Raw genomic sequence first — 19,567 nt, 5'->3', positions numbered from 1 at the left:
CTACGCGATGTGCTCCTCCGCGTCCAGGTCCTGCTGGTAGCGGTCCCGGAAGCCGCGCAGGTACGGGCGCAGCGTGCTCTCCGTCAGCGGACCGCCCGCCTGGCCCGTCACCCCGTACAGATCCATCAGGTACAGGCTGAACTGCCGGGCGTTCGGATAGTCGCCCATCTCGCTCACGTACTTCCGGAACGCGTTGAAGTACGCCTCCTCGCGCGTCATGTCGTCCGGCAGCCCCGGACCCTCGGCCGCCGCCGGTTCCGGCAGCGGCTCGGGCACCGGCTCCGGCTCGGGGGCCGGAGTGGGGACCTGGGCGGGGACCTGAGCGGGGGCCTGCTCCTCGCGCGGGCCCGGGACGAGGTGCCCGTTCGCCAGCGGACGCGTACGGCCGGGACCGGCCGGGACGGGGAACTCGGGCCCCTGCGGCTCCACGTACTGCTGGGGCTCCTCCGCGTACTCCTGCGGCTGCTGTGCGTGCTGTGTCTGCTGTGCCTGCTGTTCTGCGTACGCCCGCTGCTGCTCCATGGCCTCGTACGCCTCGTACGCCTGCTGCTGTTCGTACGCCTCGTGGGCCTGCTGCTCCTCGTACCACTCGTCGTACGGGGCCTCCGGGTCGTACGACACCGGGGACTGGCCCTGCTGCTGCGGGTGGGGCGCCTGCTGGGTCGCGAACCAGGGGCTGGTGTGGTCGACGGGGACCACCTCCTGCGGCTGCTCCCGCACCGGGGCCTGCGGCTCGGCCTGCGCCTGCGCCTGGGCCTTGGCCTTGGGCTCGGGCTCCTCCGGGGCGGCGGCGGGCGCCGGGGCGGGCGCCGGTTCCGGGGCCGCCGTCAGCTCCGGCTGCTGGGGCGCGGCCTGTACCGGCGGCAGCACCGCCGGTTCGATGCCCGCGGCGGCCAGGCCCGCCGGGGCCGTCTCGGCCAGCGGCACGCCGTACCGGGCCAGGCGCAGCGGCATCAGGGACTCCACCGGGGCCTTGTTGCGCCAGCGGCGGCCGAAGCGGGAGCGCAGGCGGGCCTGGTAGACGAGTCGTTCCTGCTCCAGCTTGATCACCTGGTCGTAGGAGCGCAGCTCCCACAGCTTCATCCGCCGCCACAGCAGGAACGTCGGCACCGGGGAGAGCAGCCAGCGCGTCATGCGCACGCCCTCCATGTGCTTGTCGGCCGTGATGTCCGCGATCCGCCCGACCGCGTGCCGCGCCGCCTCGACGGTCACCACGAACAGGATCGGGATGACCGCGTGCATGCCCACGCCCAGCGGGTCCGGCCAGGCCGCCGCGCCGTTGAACGCGATCGTCGCCGCGGTCAGCAGCCACGCGGTCTGGCGCAGCAGCGGGAACGGGATCCTGATCCAGGTCAGCAGCAGGTCGAGCGCCAGCAGCACGCAGATGCCCGCGTCGATGCCGATGGGGAAGACCAGCGAGAAGTCGCCGAAGCCCTTCTTCTCGGCCAGTTCGCGCACGGCCGCGTACGACCCGGCGAAGCCGATTCCGGCGATGACGAGCGCACCGAAGACGACGACACCGATGAGTATCCGGTGCGTGCGTGTCAGCTGCATCGCGGCCACCCGCGAACCCCTCCCTGCCTGTTTCCGCCCGCGTCCGTGCGGGGCGTTGCGAGCGACAGCGTTGCACATGTGTGCGGCGGGCCGTGTGCCGGTACGGCGAGGAGTCCGGCCGCGGGGGCGGCCGGACTCCTGAAATCGCTGCGGAGCGCGGGGGGTTGGCCCCCGCCCGTCTCCTCGCCCGCTCGGCTGCTCGGCTACTCGCCCTTGTTCTTCAGGTCCGCGCCCTGGCCCGACTTGTCGTCGGCCTTGCCGTCCGCGGTCTTGTCGCCCTCGGCCTTGGCGCCGTCGTCGTCCTTCGGCTTGCCGTCGTCGCCCTTCGGCTGGTCCGAAGTGGCGCCGCCGCCCCCGTTGTTCGCCTTGACGACCGCCGCGGCGGCCTCCTTGGCGGCCTTCTCCGCGGCCTTGGCGAGGTCGGCGGCGTCCGGCTCCTTGTCGCCCGCGAGGCCCGCGCCGTTGTAGTCGACCGTGACGACGGCGTTCTCCACGCGCGTGACCAGCGTCTGCTGCTTGAAGGTCTCCTTGTCCTTCGTCACGTCGTAGCTCACCAGCGTCGCCTGGTCGCCCGTGCCCTGCAGCGGCTTGGTCTTCACGGACTTGGCGCCCTTGACGGCCTGCGCGTCCGCGACCTGCTTGGTGAAGTTGACCCGGGCGCGCTTGTCGCCGCTGCCGAGGGACTGGTCGGAGTCGAAGCGGTTCAGGGAGACGCGCAGCCAGCGGAACTGGGAGCCGTCGACGCCGTTGTCGTCGAGGCTCTCCCAGGTGCAGTTGCCCCGCGTGGACACATCGTCCGACGTGCCCGTCTTGCCGGTCTTGTCCTTGGTGGCCGGGACCAGCTCGCCCAGCGTCTTCTTCGAGAGCACCTCGCAGGGCTCGGGAAGCTTGGCGAACGCGGCCTTCTCCACCGTCGGGGCCTCGCCGCCGGTGCCCTTGGAGGGTGACGCCGAGGACGAGGAGCCCGAGTCCTTCTTGGCGTCGTCCGAGCCGGAGCCGGAGTCGTCGCTGCTGCAGGCGGAGGCGAAGAGGATCACCGGTACGGCGGCCGCGCCCACAAGAACGCGGGTGAGTCGCTGACGCTGTCGCTGTGCGGGTCGGTGCATGGTTCCTTCACTCGTGTTCGCTCGGGGCGTCCGGGCGGGCCGGGCCCGATGGGTCCGTTGGGCCACCGTACGCGGTGGGCGACGCGGGTGACCCGGCTTCGCGGGAGTCGCTCCCGGGCCGCGAGGACCCTCAGCCGTCGAACCGGTCGCCGAGCTTTTCCGCCAGTTCGCGCGCGTTGTCCTGCATTTCCTTGGCGTCGGGGACCTCGGTGCGGCGGCCCGGCTGCTCGTCGTACTCGACCGTCACGATCACGTTCGACGTGCGGAAGACCACAGTCACGGTGCGCTGGCGGGCGGCCGAGGCGGCCGGGGCGAGCAGGTCGTCGAGGAAGGCCTCGTCGCCGAGGTCGTCCAGGGTGCGGGGCTCGTAGCCGTCGGGGGTCTCGGCGGCGCCGGTGGCTTCGCTGCCGGTGGTGTCGTCGCCGGTGGTGTCGTCGCCGTCGGGGGTGCCCTCGTCCGGGTCGCCCGACTCCTTCGGGTCGGGTTCGGCGTCGGCCGCGGCGCCGTCGCCCGCCTTGGCGCCCTTGGCGCCCTTGGCGTGCGCGGAGGGGCCGCCGTGCGGCTCGGGGGCGCCGGGGCGGGACGCGGAGGGGGAGGACGAGCCGCCCTTGCCCTTGCCGTCCCTGCCCTTGTCGTCCTTGTCGCCCGCCTTGGGGGACCCCGACTCCGCTGGCTCTTCCGGCTCTCCCGTCTCCTCCGTCTCCTCCGACTCCTCCGGTTCTTCCGTCTCCTCCGGTTCGGGGATGTCCGCCTCGCGCAGCTTCTTGCGGTACACCTCCTGCGCCCGGGTGTCGTCGCTGACCGCCCCGTCGTACGACACCACGCGCTCGAAGTCGATGCGCAGCCGGTGGGTGGCGTCCGTCGACTCGACCTTCCAGCGGCAGCCCACGCGCCGGTCGGTGTCGTACGTCACCGTCGCGGAACCCGCGTACGCCTTCTCGCGCTGCTGGGCGTCCTCGATGTCCTCAAGGCCGGGGAGCATCGAGTCCAGCGTGGACCGGTCGACGGTGCCGCAGGGCTCCGGCAGGGTGCGGTACTTGCCCGGCTCGGCGGCCTGCGTCGAGCCCCCCGCGTCACCGGACTTGCCGTCCTCCCCGCCCTCGGCTCCCGAGCCGCCGGTGCAGCCTGCGAGCAGCGCCGCGAGGAGTGCGGCGGTGCCCGGTACGTAGACCTTCCGCTGCACCGTACTGGCTCCTCTCGACGTGGGCGGGCGGGGCCGCCCGCTCCGGGCGGTCCGTCCTGCCTGGTTATTGGGTTGCAGCCGCCGGGCGGCCGGTGGACACAATGTGTATCGCACGCGCTGCCGTGGATGCCGGTCCGTTTTCCCATTCGTCGACCTTGGCACCGGCATTTGCGCTTCCGTACTTTTGTTTTTGTTTCGGGGGAATGAGGACGTTATGTCGTACACCGAGGTTCCCGGCGCGAACGTGCCGATCCGGATGTGGACGGACCCGTCGACGGTAGAGGACGCCGCGATGCAGCAGCTGCGCAACGTGGCCACGCTGCCGTGGATCAAGGGCCTGGCCGTCATGCCGGACGTGCACTACGGCAAGGGCGCGACGGTTGGCTCCGTGATCGCCATGAAGGACGCGGTGTGCCCGGCGGCGGTCGGCGTCGACATCGGCTGCGGCATGTCCGCGGTCCGCACGTCCCTCACGGCGAACGACCTCCCCGGTGACCTGTCCCGACTGCGCTCCAAGATCGAGCAGGCGATTCCGGTCGGGCGGGGGATGCATGACTCCCCGGTTGACCCGGGGCGCTTCCACGGCTTCGCCACGGCGGGGTGGGAGGGGTTCTGGGGGCGGTTCGACGGGGTTGCGGAGGCGGTGAAGTTCCGTCGGGAGCGGGCAATGGTGCAAATGGGGACACTCGGCGCGGGGAATCATCACTGTGAGGTGTCCGTGTCATCGGATGGTTCGGTCTGGCTCACGCTGCACTCCGGGTCCCGCAACATCGGCAAGGAACTCGCCGAGCACCACATCGGCGTCGCCCAGAAGCTCCCGCACAACCAGGGTCTGGTGGACCGCGACCTGGCGGTCTTCGTCTCGGACACCCCGCAGATGGCGGCGTACCGCAACGACCTCTACTGGGCGCAGGAGTACGCGAAGTACAACCGCTCGATCATGATGGCGCTCCTGAAGGACGTGATCCGCAAGGAGTTCAAGAAGGCCAGGCCGACGTTCGAGCCGGAGATCTCCTGCCACCACAACTACGTGGCGGAGGAGCGGTACGACGGCATGGACCTGCTGGTCACCCGCAAGGGCGCCATCCGGGCGAACTCCGGTGACCTCGGGATCATCCCGGGTTCCATGGGGACGGCGACGTACATCGTGAAGGGCCTCGGGAACGAGAAGGCGTTCAACTCGGCCTCGCACGGTGCCGGTCGGCGCATGAGCCGGAACGCGGCGAAGAAGCGGTTCACCGCGCGCGACTTGGAGGAGCAGACCCGGGGCGTGGAGTGCCGCAAGGACTCGGGTGTCGTGGATGAGATTCCGGCCGCTTACAAGCCGATCGAGCAGGTGATGGAGAACCAGCGTGACCTCGTCGAGGTCGTGGCGAAGCTCAAGCAGGTGGTGTGCGTGAAGGGTTGACAGCGCGCGGCGCCCGGGCTGGCCTCAGCCCGGGCCCCGGTATGCAGTGCGTCACTGTTCGGTTGGTGTCGGCACCTGCCCGTTGCGCAGTCGCCACAGGCGCATGGAGCAGCTCATCTCGCTGCGTCCGAGCAGGTCGGCCGCGGCCGCGCTGCTTCCGGCCCGCAGGAGTGCCTGGTCTTCCTCGGGCGTCCAGCGTCGGCGTGCGGGAGCCACCCTCATACCGGCGGGCCGAGTCCATGCGGCGAGCGCCTCTGTCTTGACCTGCCTGCGTTGCAGCGAGAGGCAGTCCGGGTAGTAGAGGTCGGCTGCCAGCGCCTGTGCGGCTTCCTTCGTGTAGAGGACGTTGTAGATGTCGTCCCGCGCGTTGCGTTTGATGGCTCGCTCGGCGCCGGTGAGGTCGCGCGCGTGGTCGCGGAAGAACGTGGCGATCGCGGTGCTCGCCGTCGTCAGCGAGACGAACGGAAAGCCTTGGCTCGTGTACCCGACGGAGCCGTCGGCGTCGACGATGCCCCGGAGGTAGTCACGTGCGCGGAGGGCGACCTGTGGTGGTGAGATGTCCTTGGACTTGCGGCCATAGGGCAGGCCGAGTGCGTTGATCCGGGTTCTGGCCTCCAGGGAGCACATCGACCACATCGCCGAGGTGTGGGTCTTGGCGAAGTTCGTCGATCGGGTGCGCTGGCCCGGCCGGGGGCCGTCTGTGTGATGTGTCGGATTGAGCCTAGGCAGGCCGGATGTCACGCAGGAATGGCGATAGAACGCGTTCACCTGGATAGGTGAACGCGTTCGAAGGTGGGGCGCTCGGGGTGCGGTGCCTACTTCGCGTGGGAGACCGCGTAGATCATGATGAAGGCCACGAGGTGGATGCCGAAGAGGAAGTAGGCCAGGTACCACCAGACCAGGCGTTCGTTCTTCTTCTCCTGGGCCAGGCGGCGGGACTCCTGTTCGTGGGTGAGGCGGGACAGGGGGTCCGGGGAGTCGGGGAGCCCGCCGGGGTGCCGGGGTCGTCGGAGGCCAGGGTCATCACAGTTCCCGGTGGACCTTGGTGTTGGAGGCCTGGGCGCGGGGGCGGACGACCAGGAGGTCGACGTTCACGTGCGGCGGGCGGGTGACCGCCCAGGTGACCGTGTCGGCGACGTCCTCGGCGGTGAGCGGCTCGGCCACGCCCGCGTAGACCTGGGCGGCCTTCTCCGCGTCGCCGCCGAAGCGGGTCAGGGCGAAGCCCTCCGTCCGCACCATGCCGGGGGCGATCTCGATGACGCGTACGGGCGTGCCGACGATCTCCAGGCGGAGGGTCTCGGCGAGGACATGCGCCCCGTGCTTGGCGGCGACGTAGCCCGCGCCGCCCTCGTAGGTGGCGTGGCCCGCGGTGGAGGAGATGACGACCACCGTGCCGTCGCCGCTGGCGGTGAGGGCGGGGAGCAGGGCCTGGGTGACGTTCAGGGTGCCGATGACGTTGGTCTCGTACATCTGGCGCCAGTCCGCGGGGTCGCCGGTGGCGACGGGGTCGGCGCCGAGCGCGCCGCCCGCGTTGTTGACCAGGACGGCGATCTTCTGGAAGGCCGTGGCGAAGGAGTCGACGGCCGCGCGGTCGGTGACGTCCAGGGCGTAGGCCGTGGCGTCGTGCCCGGCCTCGGCCAGTTCGGCGGCGAGGGCCTCGATACGGTCCTTGCGGCGGGCGGTGAGGACGACCCGGTATCCGGCCTCGGCGAGGCCGCGTGCCGTCGCGGCGCCGATGCCGCCGCTGGCGCCGGTGACGACGGCGATGCCGGGCTTGCGGTGCGGTGCGGCGGTGGTCGGCATGGGGGCTCCCTCGGGGCGGGCGGATGCGTGCGGACGGCCGTTCGGTCAGGATAGGCCGGGCGGCTCAGTCGCCCCGCGGCGCGTACATGATCAGGGCCATGCCCGCGAGGCAGACCAGCGCGCCGGTCACGTCCCACCGGTCGGGCCGGTAGCCGTCGGCGACCGCGCCCCAGGCGAGCGAGCCCGCGACGAAGACCCCGCCGTACGCCGCGAGGATGCGCCCGAAGTCGGCGTCGGGCTGGAGCGTGGCGACGAACCCGTACGCGCCGAGGGCGAGGACGCCCGCGCCGATCCACAGCCACCCGCGGTGCTCCCGCACCCCCTGCCAGACGAGCCAGGCGCCGCCGATCTCGAACAGCGCGGCGACGGCGAACAGGGCGGCGGAGCGGGCGATGAGCATGGTCATCAGGGTGGCATGCGGGGTCGGAGGGGGACGGCAGGGGCGAGGGGTGGCATAGGTGACTTCGGTGATCGGTCGCAGGCGGAGGTTCTGAGGGCTCCGAGGGCCCCCAGGGTTCCGAGGGCCCCGAGGATTCCCAAGGCTTTGAGGGTTCTGGTGGAGGTTGGAGGTTGTGGTGAAGGGTGCTGTGCGGCGGCTGCTCCGTACGAGGGCTCTGGGCGTGGGGGTGCTGGTCGTGGGGGTCGTGGGGGCCGTGGTGGGGTGGGGAAGCGGGGGCGCGGGGGCCGCTCCCGCGCGGGGCGGGGTGGGTGTGCCGGTGCCGGGCGCCGCGGGTCTGCCCGTGCCCGGTGCCGTGGGCGTGCCCGTGCCGGGTGCCCCCGGCCAGGGGGAGGCCGATCTCGCCTATCACGGGCGTGCCGCGCTGTCCGGCGGCCGTGTCCGCGTCGTGCTGACACCCGAGAACCACGGCCCGTGGGGCGTCGCGGACGCCACGCTGCGCGTGCGGGTGTCCGCGCCGCTCGGCCGGGGGGCGCGACTGCCGCAGGCGTGCGTGCGCAGCGGGGAGCGGGCCGTGCTGTGCCGTACGGGGCCGCTGGCCGCGGGCGCCCGGGGGGAGCCCCTGGAGCTGGTGCTGCCGCTCAGGGGCGGGGGCCGGGAGGTGACGGTGACCGTGGACACCGCGTGGGGCGGGGGCGCGGTGGACGGCAATCCGGCGAACGACCACCGGGTGGTGCTGGCCCTGGACACGGGAGACGCCTACTACTTCTGACCCCTGCTGGCCCCGCCGGTTCCGGCGGGGTCGGACGTCCGGCTCAGGCGCTCAGGTCGACCACCCAGTCGTTGCACGTGCGCCACCGCCCCTTGGGGTACTCGAAGTCTCCGGTGCCGCGCAGCGTGAAGCCCGCCTTGCGGCACACGGCGTTGGAGGCGGCGTTGTCCGCGTCCGGTATCGCGTGCAGTGCGCGGTGGCGGCCCGCGCGCTTCGCCTCGGCGATGACCAGTCTGGCCGCGGCGACCGCGAGGCCCCGGCCCTGGAACTCGGGCAGCACGCCCCAGCCGGTCTCCCAGGCGTCCTCGCCGCCGTGGGTGGTCTCCCAGCAGCCGATGAGGCCCGCGGCGGTCGCCCCGGGGCCCGTGACGATCTTGAACATGCGGTTGTGGCCGTCGAGGTTCACATATCTGCGGTGCCGGTCGCGCAGCTTCCCGTCGGTCTCGGGGCCGCCGAGGTGCTCGGTCATCTCGGGCGCGTTGTGCCGGACCAGCTGGCCGAAGTCGTCCTCGCCGTAGGGCACGAGGCGCACGCGGCGCGCGGGGTCCACGAGGCGCGCGGGGTCCACAAGGCGCGCGGGGTCCACGGAGGACGCCTGGGGTGTTCGCTCCATGTCCTCACGGTAGGCGGAGGGTCTGACAACGCCGTCGTCTCAGCGGTGCGCGTACGCCGTCGGCGGCACTCCCACGGTCGCGGTGAAGTCCCGTACGAGGTGGGCCTGGTCGGCGTAGCCGAGGTCGGCGGCGAGGCCCGCCCAATCGATCGCCGCCCGCGTCTCGGCGCGTTCGAGCGCCTCGTGGATGCGGTACCGCAGGATCACGAACTTGGGGCCGACGCCGACATACGTGGAGAACAGCCGTTGCAGGGCCCGCACCGACAGGCCCTCGGAGCGCGCGAAGTCGCTCACGCGCCGTACGGAGCGGTCGGTGCGGACGCGGTCGACCAGGCGCATGGCGAGGTCGGCCGCCGGGTCGGGTTCGGGGCCGAGGGCCAGCAGGAACCGGTCGAGGGCGGCCACGCGGGCGTGCTCGTCGTCGGGGCCGGTCACGTCCCGCGCCGCGGTCGGCGGCACGTCGGCGAAGACGTCGCCCGGCGGCACCTGCCGCCCGGTCAGCTCCGCCACGACGAGGCCCGGCGCGAACGGCCGGAAGCCGCCGGGCCGGAACTGGACCCCGCACACCCGGCCGCGCCCGGCCAGCTCCTTGCGGAACAGGCCGAGGCCGACCCCGGCCACCTCCGCGAACGGCTCGGCGTCGCCGAGGAGTTGGAAGACGACGTTGACCGACGGGTGCGGCACGACGTGGGAGACGTAGGGCTCGGGCAGGTCCCAGTCGATCAGCCAGTAGTGCTCCAGATAGGGCCGCAGCGGCCCGGCGGGCGCGTGCCGCCGGAAGCGGACGTGCCGCATCAGGCCGGAGGCGTCGACGATGCCGCGGGTGTCGCGGCGGGGGCTGGCGTCCGGCATGGCGGGATCGTAGGCGATGCCCGGGTTTGCGACGGCGCACCCGCTGTCGCGTTTCTTCAAGCCGCGGCGCGGTCGATCTTCGTACGGTCGTGACATGGACACACGCGATACGACGGAAACGGAAGCGGCGGCGCCGGAGACGACGGCGCGAGGTGCGGGCGGGCGGCAGCGGATCGGGGACCTCCTCGCGCTGGCCGCGGCCCGTGCGGTCCCGGTGGTGCGGGGCATCGGTGACGAGCGGCTGGCGGCCCCCACTCCGTGCGCGGAGTACGACGTCAGGGACCTGCTGAACCATCTCTTCCAGGTGGTGGAGCAGTTCCGGTCGCTCGCCGCCAAGGGGGACGCCGACTTCTCCTCGACCCCGGACCGGGTGGCCGAGGACCCCGGCTGGCGGGAGCGGTTCGCGAAGGAGACGGACGCGCTGGTCGCCGCCTGGTCCGCGCCCGGCGCCGACGAGGGCACGGCGGGCGCGATGGGCCTTCCGGCGGCGACGGTGGGCGGCATGGCGCTGCTCGACCTGACGGTGCACGCCTGGGACCTGGCGCGCGCCACCGGCCAGGAGTACCCGGTGGACGCCGGGCTGCTGCCGGTGGTGGAGGCGCTGCGCGCCACCGTCGCCGAGCTGGCGCCGATGGCCCGGTCGCGGGGGGTCTTCGGCGCTCCCGTACCGGTCGCCGCGGACGCGCCCGTGCTGGACAGGCTGCTGGCGGAGACGGGCCGCGACCCGCTCTGGGAGGGGGCGGGCCTGGGCCGGGCGGGCCGGGGCTAGGCGGGCCTGGGCCAGGCTGGCTCGGACACGGATGGGGACGCGGCTGGGGACGCGGCTGGGGCCACGGATGGGGACGCGGCTGGGGTCACGGCCACACCAGGCAGTACGCCTGGTGTCCGGCGTCGTGCAGCCGGTGGCTGAAGTCCTGCCACTCGTGCAGGAGTTGGTAGACGTTGAAGGCGTCGCGGGGGCCGCCGCGGTCGGGGACGGTGGACCAGATGAAGGCGGCGGCGCCGACGGACTCCTCGCCGATGCCGCGCAGCGGGTCGACGACCGTCATGGGGAGCTTCACGACCGCGTAGTCGGGGTGGAGGACGACCAGTTCGAGGGGCGGGACCTTGTGCAGGGGTATGCCCTCGATGCCGGTGAGGACCATCGCGGCCATCGTCTCCGGCTTGATCTTGGTGAACATGCCGCCCATGCCCAGCTCGTCACCGCCCAGCTCCTCGGGGCGCATGGAGATCGGAACGCGGGCCGCCGTCGCGCCGTCCGGGGCTCCGAAGTACTTGTAGGTCACCCCCACCCCGCCACTCCTGCTTCCCGGGCGCTCTCGCCGCACCCCGTCCGGCACCCGCTGCCCGGGGGCCGGGTTCGCCTCCGCATCTCGCCGGTGCTTGCCCCGCCGGGCACGCCGGGGGCCCAGGCCGTCGGTCCCCTCGCCCAGTCCGCCACCGCGCTGCATATCTCCACCCGACTGCTTTTCTAGGGCGCGCGGGCCGTGCCGCGCAACCCGATCATCGTGTCAGTGACCTCCCCCACGGTCACCCGCCGAAACGTGGGGTGAAACACCAGTCCACAGGATTTCCGCACAGCCGCCCCAAGGGAAGCGGAACCGAGCGGAAAGCCGTCGCACAGGAGGCCCGGTCACGATGTCCGGACGCTCTGACACCATGGTTCATGTGAGCTTCCCGTATAGCGCCCCAGTTTCGCAGACTCTCTTCGACCGCGCCTCGGCCGTGACGCCTGGCGGTGTGAACTCGCCGGTGCGCGCGTTCCGCGCCGTGGGCGGTACGCCCCGTTTCATGGTGTCCGGTACCGGTCCGTACCTGACGGACGCCGACGGCCGCGAGTACGTCGACCTCGTGTGTTCGTGGGGGCCCATGATCCTCGGGCACGCCCACCCCGAGGTCACCGCGGCCGTCCAGGACGCCGTCGCGCGCGGCACGTCGTTCGGCACGCCCGGCGAGGGCGAGGTCGCGCTCGCCGAGGAGATCGTGGCCCGCGTCGCCCCCGTCGAGCAGGTGCGGCTCGTCTCCAGCGGCACCGAGGCGACGATGTCCGCCATCCGGCTCGCCCGCGGGTTCACCGGGCGCGCCAAGGTGATCAAGTTCGCCGGGTGCTACCACGGGCACGTGGACGCGCTCCTCGCCGCCGCCGGGTCGGGCGTCGCGACCTTCGGCCTGCCGGACACCCCCGGGGTCACGGGCGCCCAGGCGGGCGACACCATCGTCCTTCCGTACAACGACATCGAGGCCGTGCACGAGGCCTTCCACACGTACCCCGGCGAGATCGCCTGCGTGATCACGGAGGCCTCGCCCGGCAACATGGGCGTGGTGCCGCCCGCCCCGGGCTTCAACCAGGGGCTGAAGGACGCCTGCGCGAAGAACGGCGCCCTGTTCATCTCCGACGAGGTCATGACGGGCTTCCGCACCAGCAGGGCCGGGTGGTTCGGGGTCGACGGCGTGGTGCCGGACCTGATGACCTTCGGCAAGGTCATGGGCGGCGGCTTCCCCGCCGCGGCGTTCGGCGGGCGCGCCGACGTGATGGGTCACCTGGCGCCCGCGGGCCCCGTCTACCAGGCGGGCACGCTGTCCGGGAACCCGGTGGCGACGGCCGCCGGGCTCGCCCAGCTGCGCCTGCTCGACGACGCGGCGTACGACACGGTGGACGCCGTCTCCGCGCAGGTGCGCGCCCTGGTGGCGGAGGCGCTCACCAAGGAGGGCGTGGCCCACCGGGTGCAGAGCGCGTCCAACATGTTCTCCGTGTTCTTCACCGACCGCGAGGTGCGGGACTACGCGGGCGCGAAGGCGCAGGAATCGTTCCGCTTCACCGCCTTCTTCCACTCGATGCTGGCGCAGGGCGTGTATCTGCCGCCGTCGGCCTTCGAGTCCTGGTTCGTCTCCACCGCCCACGACGAGCGGGCCATCGAGCGGATCGCCGCCGCGCTCCCGGCCGCCGCGCGCGCCGCCGCCGAGGCCGAGGAGGTCTCCGCGTGAGCCGCGAGCAGGAGGTGAGCCGCGAGCAGCGGGCGAGCCGGGACGGCGACGTGAGCCGCGACAGTGAGCTGACCGTCGTCCATCTGATGCGCCACGGCGAGGTGCACAACCCGGAGGGCATCCTCTACGGGCGGCTGCCGGGCTACCACCTCTCCGACCTCGGGCGGCGGATGGCCGACCGGGTCGCCGAGCACCTGTCCTCGCGGGACGTGACGCACGTCGTCGCCTCGCCGCTGGACCGCGCGCAGGAGACGGCGACGCCGATCGCCAAGGCGCACGGCCTGGACCTCGCCACGGACGCCCGCCTCATCGAGGCGGAGAACGTGTTCGAGGGCAAGACCTTCGGTGTCGGCGACGGCGCCCTGAAGAACCCCGACAACTGGAAGCACCTCGTCAACCCCTTCCGGCCGTCCTGGGGCGAGCCGTACATCGAGCAGGTCGTACGGATGATGGGCGCGCTCGACGCGGCGAAGGACGCGGCGCGCGGGCACGAGGCGGTGTGCGTCAGCCACCAGCTGCCGATCTGGATCGTGCGCAGCTTCGTGGAGAAGCGGCGCCTGTGGCACGACCCGCGCAAGCGGCAGTGCACGCTCGCCTCGCTCACGACGTTCACCTATCGCGGCGACAAGATCGTTTCAGTGGGTTATTCGGAACCGGCGCGTGATCTCGTACCGAGGCATTTGCTGGCGGGTGCGAAGCCGGTCAAGGGAAAGAGCAAGGCTTTCGGCGCGTGATCGCGCCCCCGTGTCGGCTGAGCGATACCCCTGGTCGGCTGAGCGATAGCTGTGCTTCCGCTGTGTGCAGCGGGTAATGGCCTCGCCACCCTATGGCACAAAATGTCCGCTCCTTGTCATAGGCCCCAAAAACATATGGGTTCTCCGGAACCCGCCTCCTCGTCGCGCCCTCTAAGTGGTTGTCCTTTGCACAACCGAGGGCGCGACGAATGGGGAAGTAATGCAGGACGACAGCCGGACGGACATAGGCGGCGGAGTACCGGCCACCAGCCGTGGTTCCCTCAGCCGCCGGGGCGCGATAGGCCTCGGCATGGGCGCCGCCGCGGCCATCGGCCTCACCGCCTGCGGTTCCGGTAAGGGCGACAAGGGCTCCGACGGGAACAAGGCGGGCGGTGGCGACGCCGCCAAGCCGGAGCGCCCGGCGAAGCCGATCGGTGACGGTTCCACGGCGTTCACGGGCAAGCAGCCGAAGCAGCCCGAGGCCCCCCGTCCCCTTGAGCCGGGCGAGACCCCGCCGCAGTTCGTCGTGTTCTCCTGGGACGGCGCCGGTGAGGTCGGCAACGGGCTGTTCCCGCGCTTTCTGAAGCTCGCCGAGGAACACGACGCCCGCATGACGTTCTTCCTCTCCGGGCTCTATCTGCTGCCCGAATCCAAGAAGCGGCTCTACCGCCCGCCGAACAATCCGGTCGGCGCCTCCGACATCGGTTATCTCACCGACGGCCACATCAAGGACACGCTGAAGTACGTGCGCCAGGCCTGGCTGGAGGGCCATGAGATCGGCACGCACTTCAACGGGCACTTCTGCGCGGGCAGCGGCTCCGTCGCCAACTGGACGCCCGCGCAGTGGCAGAGCGAGATCGACCAGGCCGTGTCGTTCGTGAAGAAGTGGCGCACGCACACCGGCTTCAAGGACCTGCCGCCGCTGCCCTTCGACTACGACAAGGAACTCGTCGGCGGCCGCACCCCCTGCCTGCTCGGCCAGGACAATCTGCTGCCGACCGCCAAGAAGCTCGGCTGGCGCTATGACGCCTCCTCCCCGGGCGGCCGCCAGAAGTGGCCGCAGAAGAAGCTGGGCGTGTGGGACCTGCCGCTCCAGGCGGTGCCGTTCCCGGGGCACTCCTTCGAGGTCCTGTCGATGGACTACAACATCCTCGCCAACCAGTCGAAGAACTCCACGAAGGCCCCCGCCCACAACTACCCGGGCTGGCGCAAGCAGGCCACCCAGGCCTACCTCAACGGCTTCAAGCGCGCCTACGAGTCCAACCGCGCCCCGTTCTTCATCGGCAACCACTTCGAGGAGTGGAACGGCGGCATCTACATGGACGCCGTCGAGGAGGCCCTGAAGCACATGGCGGGCAAGAAGGACGTCCGGCTCGTCTCCTTCCGCCAGTTCGTGGACTGGCTCGACGTGCAGAAGCCGGAGATCCTCGCCAAGCTCCAGGGCCTTGAGGTGGGCCAGCAGCCCGCGGGCGGCTGGAAGAGCTATCTGGCGGGCGCCGCCTCCGGCAGCCGCAAGGACGCCGAGAAGAGCGGGAACGGCACGGGCAGCGCCGCCTGAGCCGTCCGAAAAGCGGCCGGAAACCCTGTCTGAAATGGGGCTTTCCGCAACTGCGGGGGGTGTCGAAGATCCCTGGAACGGGCATGCGAAACTTTTCACATGAGTGCCGCCTGCCGCGCCCCCCGCAGCCAGAACCGCAGTGCCCGAAGCCGCCGCAGCCGCCTGCCCCTGCTGGCCGCTGGCGCCGCGGCCGCCGCGCTCACCCTGACGGCGTGCGGCTCGGGCGGCACCTCCGGGGGCTCCGGCAAGACCAACTTCGTCACCGGCTCCGACGGCATCGCCACCGTCAAGAAGGGCGACCGGCACGACGCCCCGAAGCTCGACGGCGAGACCCTGGACGGCGACAAGCTCGCCCTCGCCGACTTCAAGGACAAGGTCGTCGTCGTGAACGTCTGGGGCTCCTGGTGCCCGCCGTGCCGCGCCGAGGCCCCGAGCTTCGCGAAGGTGGCCAAGGACACCAAGCCCAAGGGCGTGGAGTTCCTCGGCATCAACGCCCGCGACCCCGAGAAGGGCCCGGCGATCGCCTTCGAGAAGGACAAGGGCGTGCCGTACCCGAGCCTGTACGACCCGATGGGCAAGCTGATGCTGCGCTTCCCGCGCGGCACGCTCAACCCGAACTTCATCCCCTCCACCCTCGTCATCGACAGGGAGGGGAAGATCGCCGCCCGCTCGCAGCAGCCCCTCAGCGAGGAGAAGCTGCGCAAGATGATCGACCCCTTGATCGCGGAGAAGTGACGTGTCCGCCGACACCGTCCTCGCCGCGTACGAGAACCAGACCGTCCTGAACGGAGCGCTGCTGCTCGCGATCCCCGTCGCGATGCTGGGCGGCCTCATCTCCTTCTTCTCGCCCTGCGTGCTGCCGCTCGTCCCCGGCTATCTCTCCTACGTCACCGGGGTCACCGGGCAGGACCTGGAGGAGGCCAAGCGGGGCCGGATGGTCGCGGGGGCCGGGCTCTTCGTGCTCGGGTTCACCGCGGTCTTCGTACCCGCCGGGATCTTCTTCGGCGCGCTCGGACAGACCCTGAGGGAGCACCAGAGCACCATCACGCACGTGCTCGGCGTGGTGATGATCCTGCTCGGCTTCTTCTTCATGGGGCTGATGCCCTGGCTCACCCAGCGTGAGTTCCGCTTCCACAAGAAGCCCGTCGCCGGGCTCGCCGGAGCCCCGATACTGGGTGCGCTGTTCGCCGTCGGCTGGACGCCGTGCATCGGTCCGACGCTCGCGGCCGTCAACACCCTGTCCTTCGAGGGCGCCAACCCGCAGCGCGGCGCGCTCCTCGGCGTCGCGTACTGTCTGGGCCTTGGCGTCCCGTTCATCGTCACGGCCGTCGTGTTCCGCAAGGCCCTCGGCGCCTTCAGCTGGGTGAAGAAGCACTACGTGTGGGTGATGCGCCTCGGCGGAGTGATGATGATCGCGACCGGTCTGCTCCTCGTCACCGGCGTGTGGGACAGCATGGTCCAGCAGATGCAGGTCTGGACCAACGGCTACTCGGTTGGGATCTGAACACATGAGCAAGACCACGACCAGTGCCGACCCGGAGACCCGGGACGACCTCGGGGCCGCGGGCGACCAGCTGACCACCGCGCCCCGCGAGGAGACCGCCCCGAGCGGCCCCGCGCTCGGCGTCATCGGCTGGATCCGCTGGTTCTGGCGGCAGCTCACCTCCATGCGGGTGGCGCTGCTGCTGCTCCTGCTGCTCTCGCTCGGCGCCATCCCCGGCTCGCTGATCCCGCAGCAGGGCACCGACGAGCTGAAGGTCCAGGACTTCAAGGACGCGCACACCACGCTCGCGCCGATCTACGAGAAGCTCGGCCTGTTCCACGTCTACAGCTCGGTGTGGTTCTCCGCGATCTACATCCTGCTGTTCGTCTCCCTCATCGGCTGCATCGTGCCGCGCACCTGGCAGTTCGTCGGCCAGCTGCGCGGCCGCCCGCCCGCCGCGCCGAAGCGCCTCACGCGCCTGCCCGCGTACACCACCTGGCGCACCGACGCCACACCCGAGCAGGTCAACGAGGCGGCGCTGGCCCTGCTCAAGCGGCGCCGCTTCCGCTCCCACGAGGTGGGCGGCGCCGTCTCCGCGGAGAAGGGCTATCTGCGCGAGGCCGGGAACCTGGTCTTCCATGTCGCGCTGATCGTGATGCTGATCGCGTTCGCCGCCGGGCAGCTGTTCAAGTCCGAGGGCGGCAAGCTGATCATCGAGGGCGACGGGTTCTCCAACACGCTCACGCAGTACGACGACTTCAAGTCCGGCAACCTCTTCGACACCGACGACCTGGAGCCGTTCAGCTTCAAGCTGGACGCCTTCGAGGGCAGTTACGAGGTCTCCGGACCCCAGCGCGGCACCGCCCGCACCTTCAAGGCGCACGTCACCTACAGCGAGGGCGCCCACGGCCCCGAGAAGAAGAAGGTCATCGAGGTCAACAAGCCGCTGGAGATCAACGGCACCAAGGTGTACCTGATCGGCCACGGGTACGCGCCCAAGGTCACCGTGCGCGACGGGCGCGGCAAGGTCGTCTACAGCGCGTCCGTGCCGCTGCTGCCCATCGACTCCATGGGCACCGCCACCGGCGCCATCAAGGTCCTCGACGGCTACCGCGACAAGAACGGAAAGAAGGAGCAGCTCGGCTTCAACGCGTTCTTCGTGCCGACGTTCGCGGGCGAGGGGCAGGGCACGATGTTCTCCCAGTTCCCCGCGCCCATCAATCCAAGGCTCGCGCTGACCGCGTACCACGGCAGCCTCGGCGTGGACTCCGGTGTCCCGCAGAACGTGTACCAGCTGGACACCCGGAAGCTGAAGCAGTTCAAGAACGCCAAGGGCGACGGTGTCCTGCGGGACCGGCTCAAGGTCGGCGAGACCATGAAGCTGCCGAACGGCGCCGGGTCGATCACCTTCGAGAAGGAGCTCAAGCAGTGGGCGACCTTCCAGATCTCCCAGGAGCCGGGCAGCGGCTGGGCGCTGGGCGGTGCGATCGCCGCGATCGCGGGCCTCGCCGGTTCGCTGTTCATCCAGCGCCGTCGTGTGTGGGTGCGGGCGGTGCCGGGCGCCGACGGCACCACGGTCGTGGAGATGGCGGGCCTCGGCCGCAGCGAGTCCGCCAAGGTGGCGGAGGAGCTGGCGGCGTTCGCGGCGGAGCTGCACGAGCGGGCGCCGTCCGCGGGTTCCTCGCCGGAGGCGGACGACGAGGGCGGGCCTGAGCCCGCCGAGGCCGCGCAGACCGCCGAGCCCGCCCAGGCCAAGCCCTCGGAGCCCGCAGTGGACCCCGCGAACCCTGCGGACCCCGTGGACCCCAAGGGGCCCAAGGCCCCCAAGGCCCCCAAGGCCCCCAAGGCCCCCAAGGACAAGCACCAGGGCCAGGGCGAGGGCGACGCCCCCGCTGCCGATGACCCCGACCCCACCCCCGATGTCGTTCCTGCCGAAGGGGCTGAGAAGTGAACGCCACCACCCTGGCCGCCGCGACCAACGAGAACCTCGCGCAGATCAGCAATGTGCTGATCTACTCCGCGATGGCCGTCTACCTCCTCGGCTTCTTCGCGCTGATGGCGGAGTGGCTGTTCGGCAGCCGCAGCAAGGTCGCCCGCACGGCCGCCGCGCTCACCGCGGACAGGGCCGCCGAGGCGGCCGAGCCCGACGGCGCCAAGGCGCCCGCCGTCACCGTGCGGTCCCAGGGCGGCACGGCCACCCTGGAGCGCCCCAAGGCCGCCGCGAAGACCGCCGCGAAGACCGGTGCCCCCAAGGTCGTCACCCGCGCCGCGGCGGGCAGCCGCGACGTGCCGGACGGCCCGGGTGCCGCCGCCGGTGACGAGCAGGGCGACCTCTACGGCCGTATCGCCATCTCCATGATCTTCCTCGGCTTCCTCGTCGAGGCCGGTGGTGTCCTCACCCGTGCGCTGTCCGTGGAGCGCGCGCCGTGGGGCAACATGTACGAGTTCAACATCACCTTCTCCACCGTCGCCGTCGGTGTCTTCCTGGGGCTGCTCGCGCTCAAGAAGAACGTGCGCTGGATCGGTCTCCCGCTGATCACCACGGTCCTCCTCGACCTCGGTCTCGCCGTCACCGTCTTGTACACCGACAGCGACCAGTTGGTTCCCGCCCTGCACTCGTACTGGCTGTGGATTCACGTCTCGACGGCGATCTTCTGCGGCGCCGCGTTCTACGTCGGTGCGGTCTCCACGGCGGCGTACCTCTTCAAGGACTCGTACGAGGCGAAGCTCCAGCGCGGCGGCACGCCGGGCCGGTTCGCGACGTCCGTGATGGAGCGGCTGCCCGCGTCGGCCTCGCTGGACAAGTTCACGTACCGCATGAACGCGGCGATCTTCCCGCTGTGGACGTTCACGATCATCGCGGGCGCGATCTGGGCGGGTGACGCCTGGGGCCGCTACTGGGGCTGGGACCCCAAGGAGGTCTGGTCCTTCATCACCTGGGTCGCCTACGCCTGCTACCTGCACGCGCGCGCGACGGCGGGCTGGAAGGGCCGCAAGGCCGCCTACCTGGCGCTGATCGCCTTCGGCTGCTGGCTGTTCAACTACTACGGCGTGAACATCTTCGTCAGCGGCAAGCACTCCTACGCCGGGGTCTGACCCGGGCGCGCCCCGCGAAGGCC

At 71.3% G+C, this 19,567-nt stretch carries 19 protein-coding genes; 10 read left to right on the top strand and 9 right to left on the bottom strand.

Annotation, left to right across the window (positions count from 1 at the left end; translation table 11 throughout):
- The 3 genes from ACOBQU_RS16560 to ACOBQU_RS16550 form a co-directional block, all read right to left on the bottom strand.
- Nucleotides 1-1,554: a DUF2637 domain-containing protein gene (locus tag ACOBQU_RS16560; RefSeq protein ID WP_423627781.1), complete on the bottom strand. Its 1,554-nt coding sequence runs from the start codon at nucleotides 1,552-1,554 to the stop codon at nucleotides 1-3.
- A 203-nt stretch (nucleotides 1,555-1,757) separates the two neighbouring features.
- Nucleotides 1,758-2,660, bottom strand: a complete 903-nt coding sequence (locus ACOBQU_RS16555) for a DUF3558 domain-containing protein (RefSeq protein WP_423627780.1) — start codon at nucleotides 2,658-2,660, stop codon at nucleotides 1,758-1,760.
- A 130-nt stretch (nucleotides 2,661-2,790) separates the two neighbouring features.
- Nucleotides 2,791-3,843, bottom strand: a complete 1,053-nt coding sequence (locus tag ACOBQU_RS16550) for a DUF3558 domain-containing protein (protein WP_423627778.1) — start codon at nucleotides 3,841-3,843, stop codon at nucleotides 2,791-2,793.
- Between the two features lie 214 nt (nucleotides 3,844-4,057).
- Here ACOBQU_RS16550 and ACOBQU_RS16545 point away from each other — a divergent pair, with 214 nt between their 5' ends.
- The gene (locus ACOBQU_RS16545) at nucleotides 4,058-5,251 is read left to right on the top strand and encodes an RtcB family protein (RefSeq protein WP_423627776.1); all 1,194 of its coding nucleotides are present in this window, start codon (nucleotides 4,058-4,060) and stop codon (nucleotides 5,249-5,251) included.
- Nucleotides 5,252-5,302: 51 nt separating this feature from the next.
- On the opposite strand, the gene ACOBQU_RS16540 is transcribed toward ACOBQU_RS16545, so the two are convergent.
- From ACOBQU_RS16540 to ACOBQU_RS16530, 3 genes are all read right to left on the bottom strand, one after another.
- On the bottom strand, nucleotides 5,303-6,019 hold the full coding sequence (locus ACOBQU_RS16540) for an LAGLIDADG family homing endonuclease (RefSeq protein ID WP_423627774.1): 717 nt from the start codon (nucleotides 6,017-6,019) through the stop codon (nucleotides 5,303-5,305).
- Nucleotides 6,020-6,274: 255 nt separating this feature from the next.
- Nucleotides 6,275-7,054: an SDR family NAD(P)-dependent oxidoreductase gene (locus tag ACOBQU_RS16535; RefSeq protein WP_423627772.1), complete on the bottom strand. Its 780-nt coding sequence runs from the start codon at nucleotides 7,052-7,054 to the stop codon at nucleotides 6,275-6,277.
- Nucleotides 7,055-7,118: 64 nt separating this feature from the next.
- Nucleotides 7,119-7,454: a YnfA family protein gene (locus tag ACOBQU_RS16530; protein ID WP_423634543.1), complete on the bottom strand. Its 336-nt coding sequence runs from the start codon at nucleotides 7,452-7,454 to the stop codon at nucleotides 7,119-7,121.
- Between the two features lie 172 nt (nucleotides 7,455-7,626).
- Here ACOBQU_RS16530 and ACOBQU_RS16525 point away from each other — a divergent pair, with 172 nt between their 5' ends.
- Nucleotides 7,627-8,223: a hypothetical protein gene (locus ACOBQU_RS16525; protein ID WP_423627770.1), complete on the top strand. Its 597-nt coding sequence runs from the start codon at nucleotides 7,627-7,629 to the stop codon at nucleotides 8,221-8,223.
- Between the two features lie 43 nt (nucleotides 8,224-8,266).
- On the opposite strand, the gene ACOBQU_RS16520 is transcribed toward ACOBQU_RS16525, so the two are convergent.
- Nucleotides 8,267-8,836: a GNAT family N-acetyltransferase gene (locus ACOBQU_RS16520; RefSeq protein ID WP_423627768.1), complete on the bottom strand. Its 570-nt coding sequence runs from the start codon at nucleotides 8,834-8,836 to the stop codon at nucleotides 8,267-8,269.
- A 39-nt stretch (nucleotides 8,837-8,875) separates the two neighbouring features.
- Entirely contained in the window at nucleotides 8,876-9,688 is an 813-nt protein-coding gene (locus tag ACOBQU_RS16515) for a DUF6597 domain-containing transcriptional factor (protein ID WP_423627766.1), read from the bottom strand.
- Nucleotides 9,689-9,782: 94 nt separating this feature from the next.
- Between ACOBQU_RS16515 and ACOBQU_RS16510 the strand changes: the two genes are divergently transcribed.
- On the top strand, nucleotides 9,783-10,457 hold the full coding sequence (locus ACOBQU_RS16510) for a TIGR03086 family metal-binding protein (RefSeq protein ID WP_423627764.1): 675 nt from the start codon (nucleotides 9,783-9,785) through the stop codon (nucleotides 10,455-10,457).
- Between the two features lie 85 nt (nucleotides 10,458-10,542).
- Here the strand turns inward: ACOBQU_RS16510 and ACOBQU_RS16505 are convergent, their stop codons facing one another.
- Nucleotides 10,543-10,980, bottom strand: coding sequence for a hypothetical protein (locus tag ACOBQU_RS16505; RefSeq protein ID WP_016640275.1), 438 nt, complete (start codon nucleotides 10,978-10,980; stop codon nucleotides 10,543-10,545).
- 367 nt (nucleotides 10,981-11,347) lie between these two features.
- Between ACOBQU_RS16505 and hemL the strand changes: the two genes are divergently transcribed.
- From hemL to ccsB, 7 genes are all read left to right on the top strand, one after another.
- On the top strand, nucleotides 11,348-12,673 hold the full coding sequence (gene hemL, locus ACOBQU_RS16500) for a glutamate-1-semialdehyde 2,1-aminomutase (RefSeq protein ID WP_423627762.1): 1,326 nt from the start codon (nucleotides 11,348-11,350) through the stop codon (nucleotides 12,671-12,673).
- Nucleotides 12,674-12,759: 86 nt separating this feature from the next.
- The gene (locus tag ACOBQU_RS16495) at nucleotides 12,760-13,407 is read left to right on the top strand and encodes a histidine phosphatase family protein (protein WP_423634541.1); all 648 of its coding nucleotides are present in this window, start codon (nucleotides 12,760-12,762) and stop codon (nucleotides 13,405-13,407) included.
- 220 nt (nucleotides 13,408-13,627) lie between these two features.
- Nucleotides 13,628-14,965 carry a hypothetical protein gene (locus ACOBQU_RS16490; protein ID WP_423627760.1) on the top strand — a complete coding sequence of 446 codons (1,338 nt, stop codon included), beginning with the start codon at nucleotides 13,628-13,630 and terminating at the stop codon, nucleotides 14,963-14,965.
- A 99-nt stretch (nucleotides 14,966-15,064) separates the two neighbouring features.
- Entirely contained in the window at nucleotides 15,065-15,700 is a 636-nt protein-coding gene (locus ACOBQU_RS16485; protein WP_423627758.1) for a TlpA family protein disulfide reductase, read from the top strand.
- A gap of 1 nt (nucleotide 15,701) precedes the next feature.
- A complete protein-coding gene (locus tag ACOBQU_RS16480) occupies nucleotides 15,702-16,469 on the top strand; it encodes a cytochrome c biogenesis CcdA family protein (RefSeq protein WP_423627756.1) in 768 nt (255 codons plus the stop codon).
- Between the two features lie 4 nt (nucleotides 16,470-16,473).
- Nucleotides 16,474-18,399, top strand: a complete 1,926-nt coding sequence (resB, locus tag ACOBQU_RS16475; RefSeq protein ID WP_423627755.1) for a cytochrome c biogenesis protein ResB — start codon at nucleotides 16,474-16,476, stop codon at nucleotides 18,397-18,399.
- A complete protein-coding gene (gene ccsB, locus ACOBQU_RS16470) occupies nucleotides 18,396-19,544 on the top strand; it encodes a c-type cytochrome biogenesis protein CcsB (protein WP_423627753.1) in 1,149 nt (382 codons plus the stop codon). The genes resB and ccsB overlap by 4 nt, the downstream gene beginning before the upstream one ends.
- The last annotated feature ends 23 nt before the right edge of the window (nucleotides 19,545-19,567 follow it).

Origin of the sequence: Streptomyces sp. G45 (assembly GCF_049542095.1) — a bacterium.
GTDB lineage: Bacteria > Actinomycetota > Actinomycetes > Streptomycetales > Streptomycetaceae > Streptomyces.
The sequence above is the reverse complement of the archived record's forward strand: the minus strand, read 5'-3'. Positions and strand labels throughout refer to the sequence as shown.

What these genes read in the sequence shown, in the direction of transcription:
- ACOBQU_RS16560 (WP_423627781.1), bottom strand. Translation starts at nt 1,554, where the DNA reads ATGCAGCTGACACGCACGCACCGGATACTCATCGGTGTCGTCGTCTTC.
- ACOBQU_RS16555 (WP_423627780.1), bottom strand. Translation starts at nt 2,660, where the DNA reads ATGCACCGACCCGCACAGCGACAGCGTCAGCGACTCACCCGCGTTCTT.
- ACOBQU_RS16545 (WP_423627776.1), top strand. Translation starts at nt 4,058, where the DNA reads ATGTCGTACACCGAGGTTCCCGGCGCGAACGTGCCGATCCGGATGTGG.
- ACOBQU_RS16535 (WP_423627772.1), bottom strand. Translation starts at nt 7,054, where the DNA reads ATGCCGACCACCGCCGCACCGCACCGCAAGCCCGGCATCGCCGTCGTC.
- ACOBQU_RS16530 (WP_423634543.1), bottom strand. Translation starts at nt 7,454, where the DNA reads ATGCTCATCGCCCGCTCCGCCGCCCTGTTCGCCGTCGCCGCGCTGTTC.
- ACOBQU_RS16520 (WP_423627768.1), bottom strand. Translation starts at nt 8,836, where the DNA reads ATGGAGCGAACACCCCAGGCGTCCTCCGTGGACCCCGCGCGCCTTGTG.
- ACOBQU_RS16515 (WP_423627766.1), bottom strand. Translation starts at nt 9,688, where the DNA reads ATGCCGGACGCCAGCCCCCGCCGCGACACCCGCGGCATCGTCGACGCC.
- ACOBQU_RS16510 (WP_423627764.1), top strand. Translation starts at nt 9,783, where the DNA reads ATGGACACACGCGATACGACGGAAACGGAAGCGGCGGCGCCGGAGACG.
- hemL (WP_423627762.1), top strand. Translation starts at nt 11,348, where the DNA reads ATGGTTCATGTGAGCTTCCCGTATAGCGCCCCAGTTTCGCAGACTCTC.
- ACOBQU_RS16495 (WP_423634541.1), top strand. Translation starts at nt 12,760, where the DNA reads ATGCGCCACGGCGAGGTGCACAACCCGGAGGGCATCCTCTACGGGCGG.
- ACOBQU_RS16490 (WP_423627760.1), top strand. Translation starts at nt 13,628, where the DNA reads ATGCAGGACGACAGCCGGACGGACATAGGCGGCGGAGTACCGGCCACC.
- ACOBQU_RS16485 (WP_423627758.1), top strand. Translation starts at nt 15,065, where the DNA reads ATGAGTGCCGCCTGCCGCGCCCCCCGCAGCCAGAACCGCAGTGCCCGA.
- resB (WP_423627755.1), top strand. Translation starts at nt 16,474, where the DNA reads ATGAGCAAGACCACGACCAGTGCCGACCCGGAGACCCGGGACGACCTC.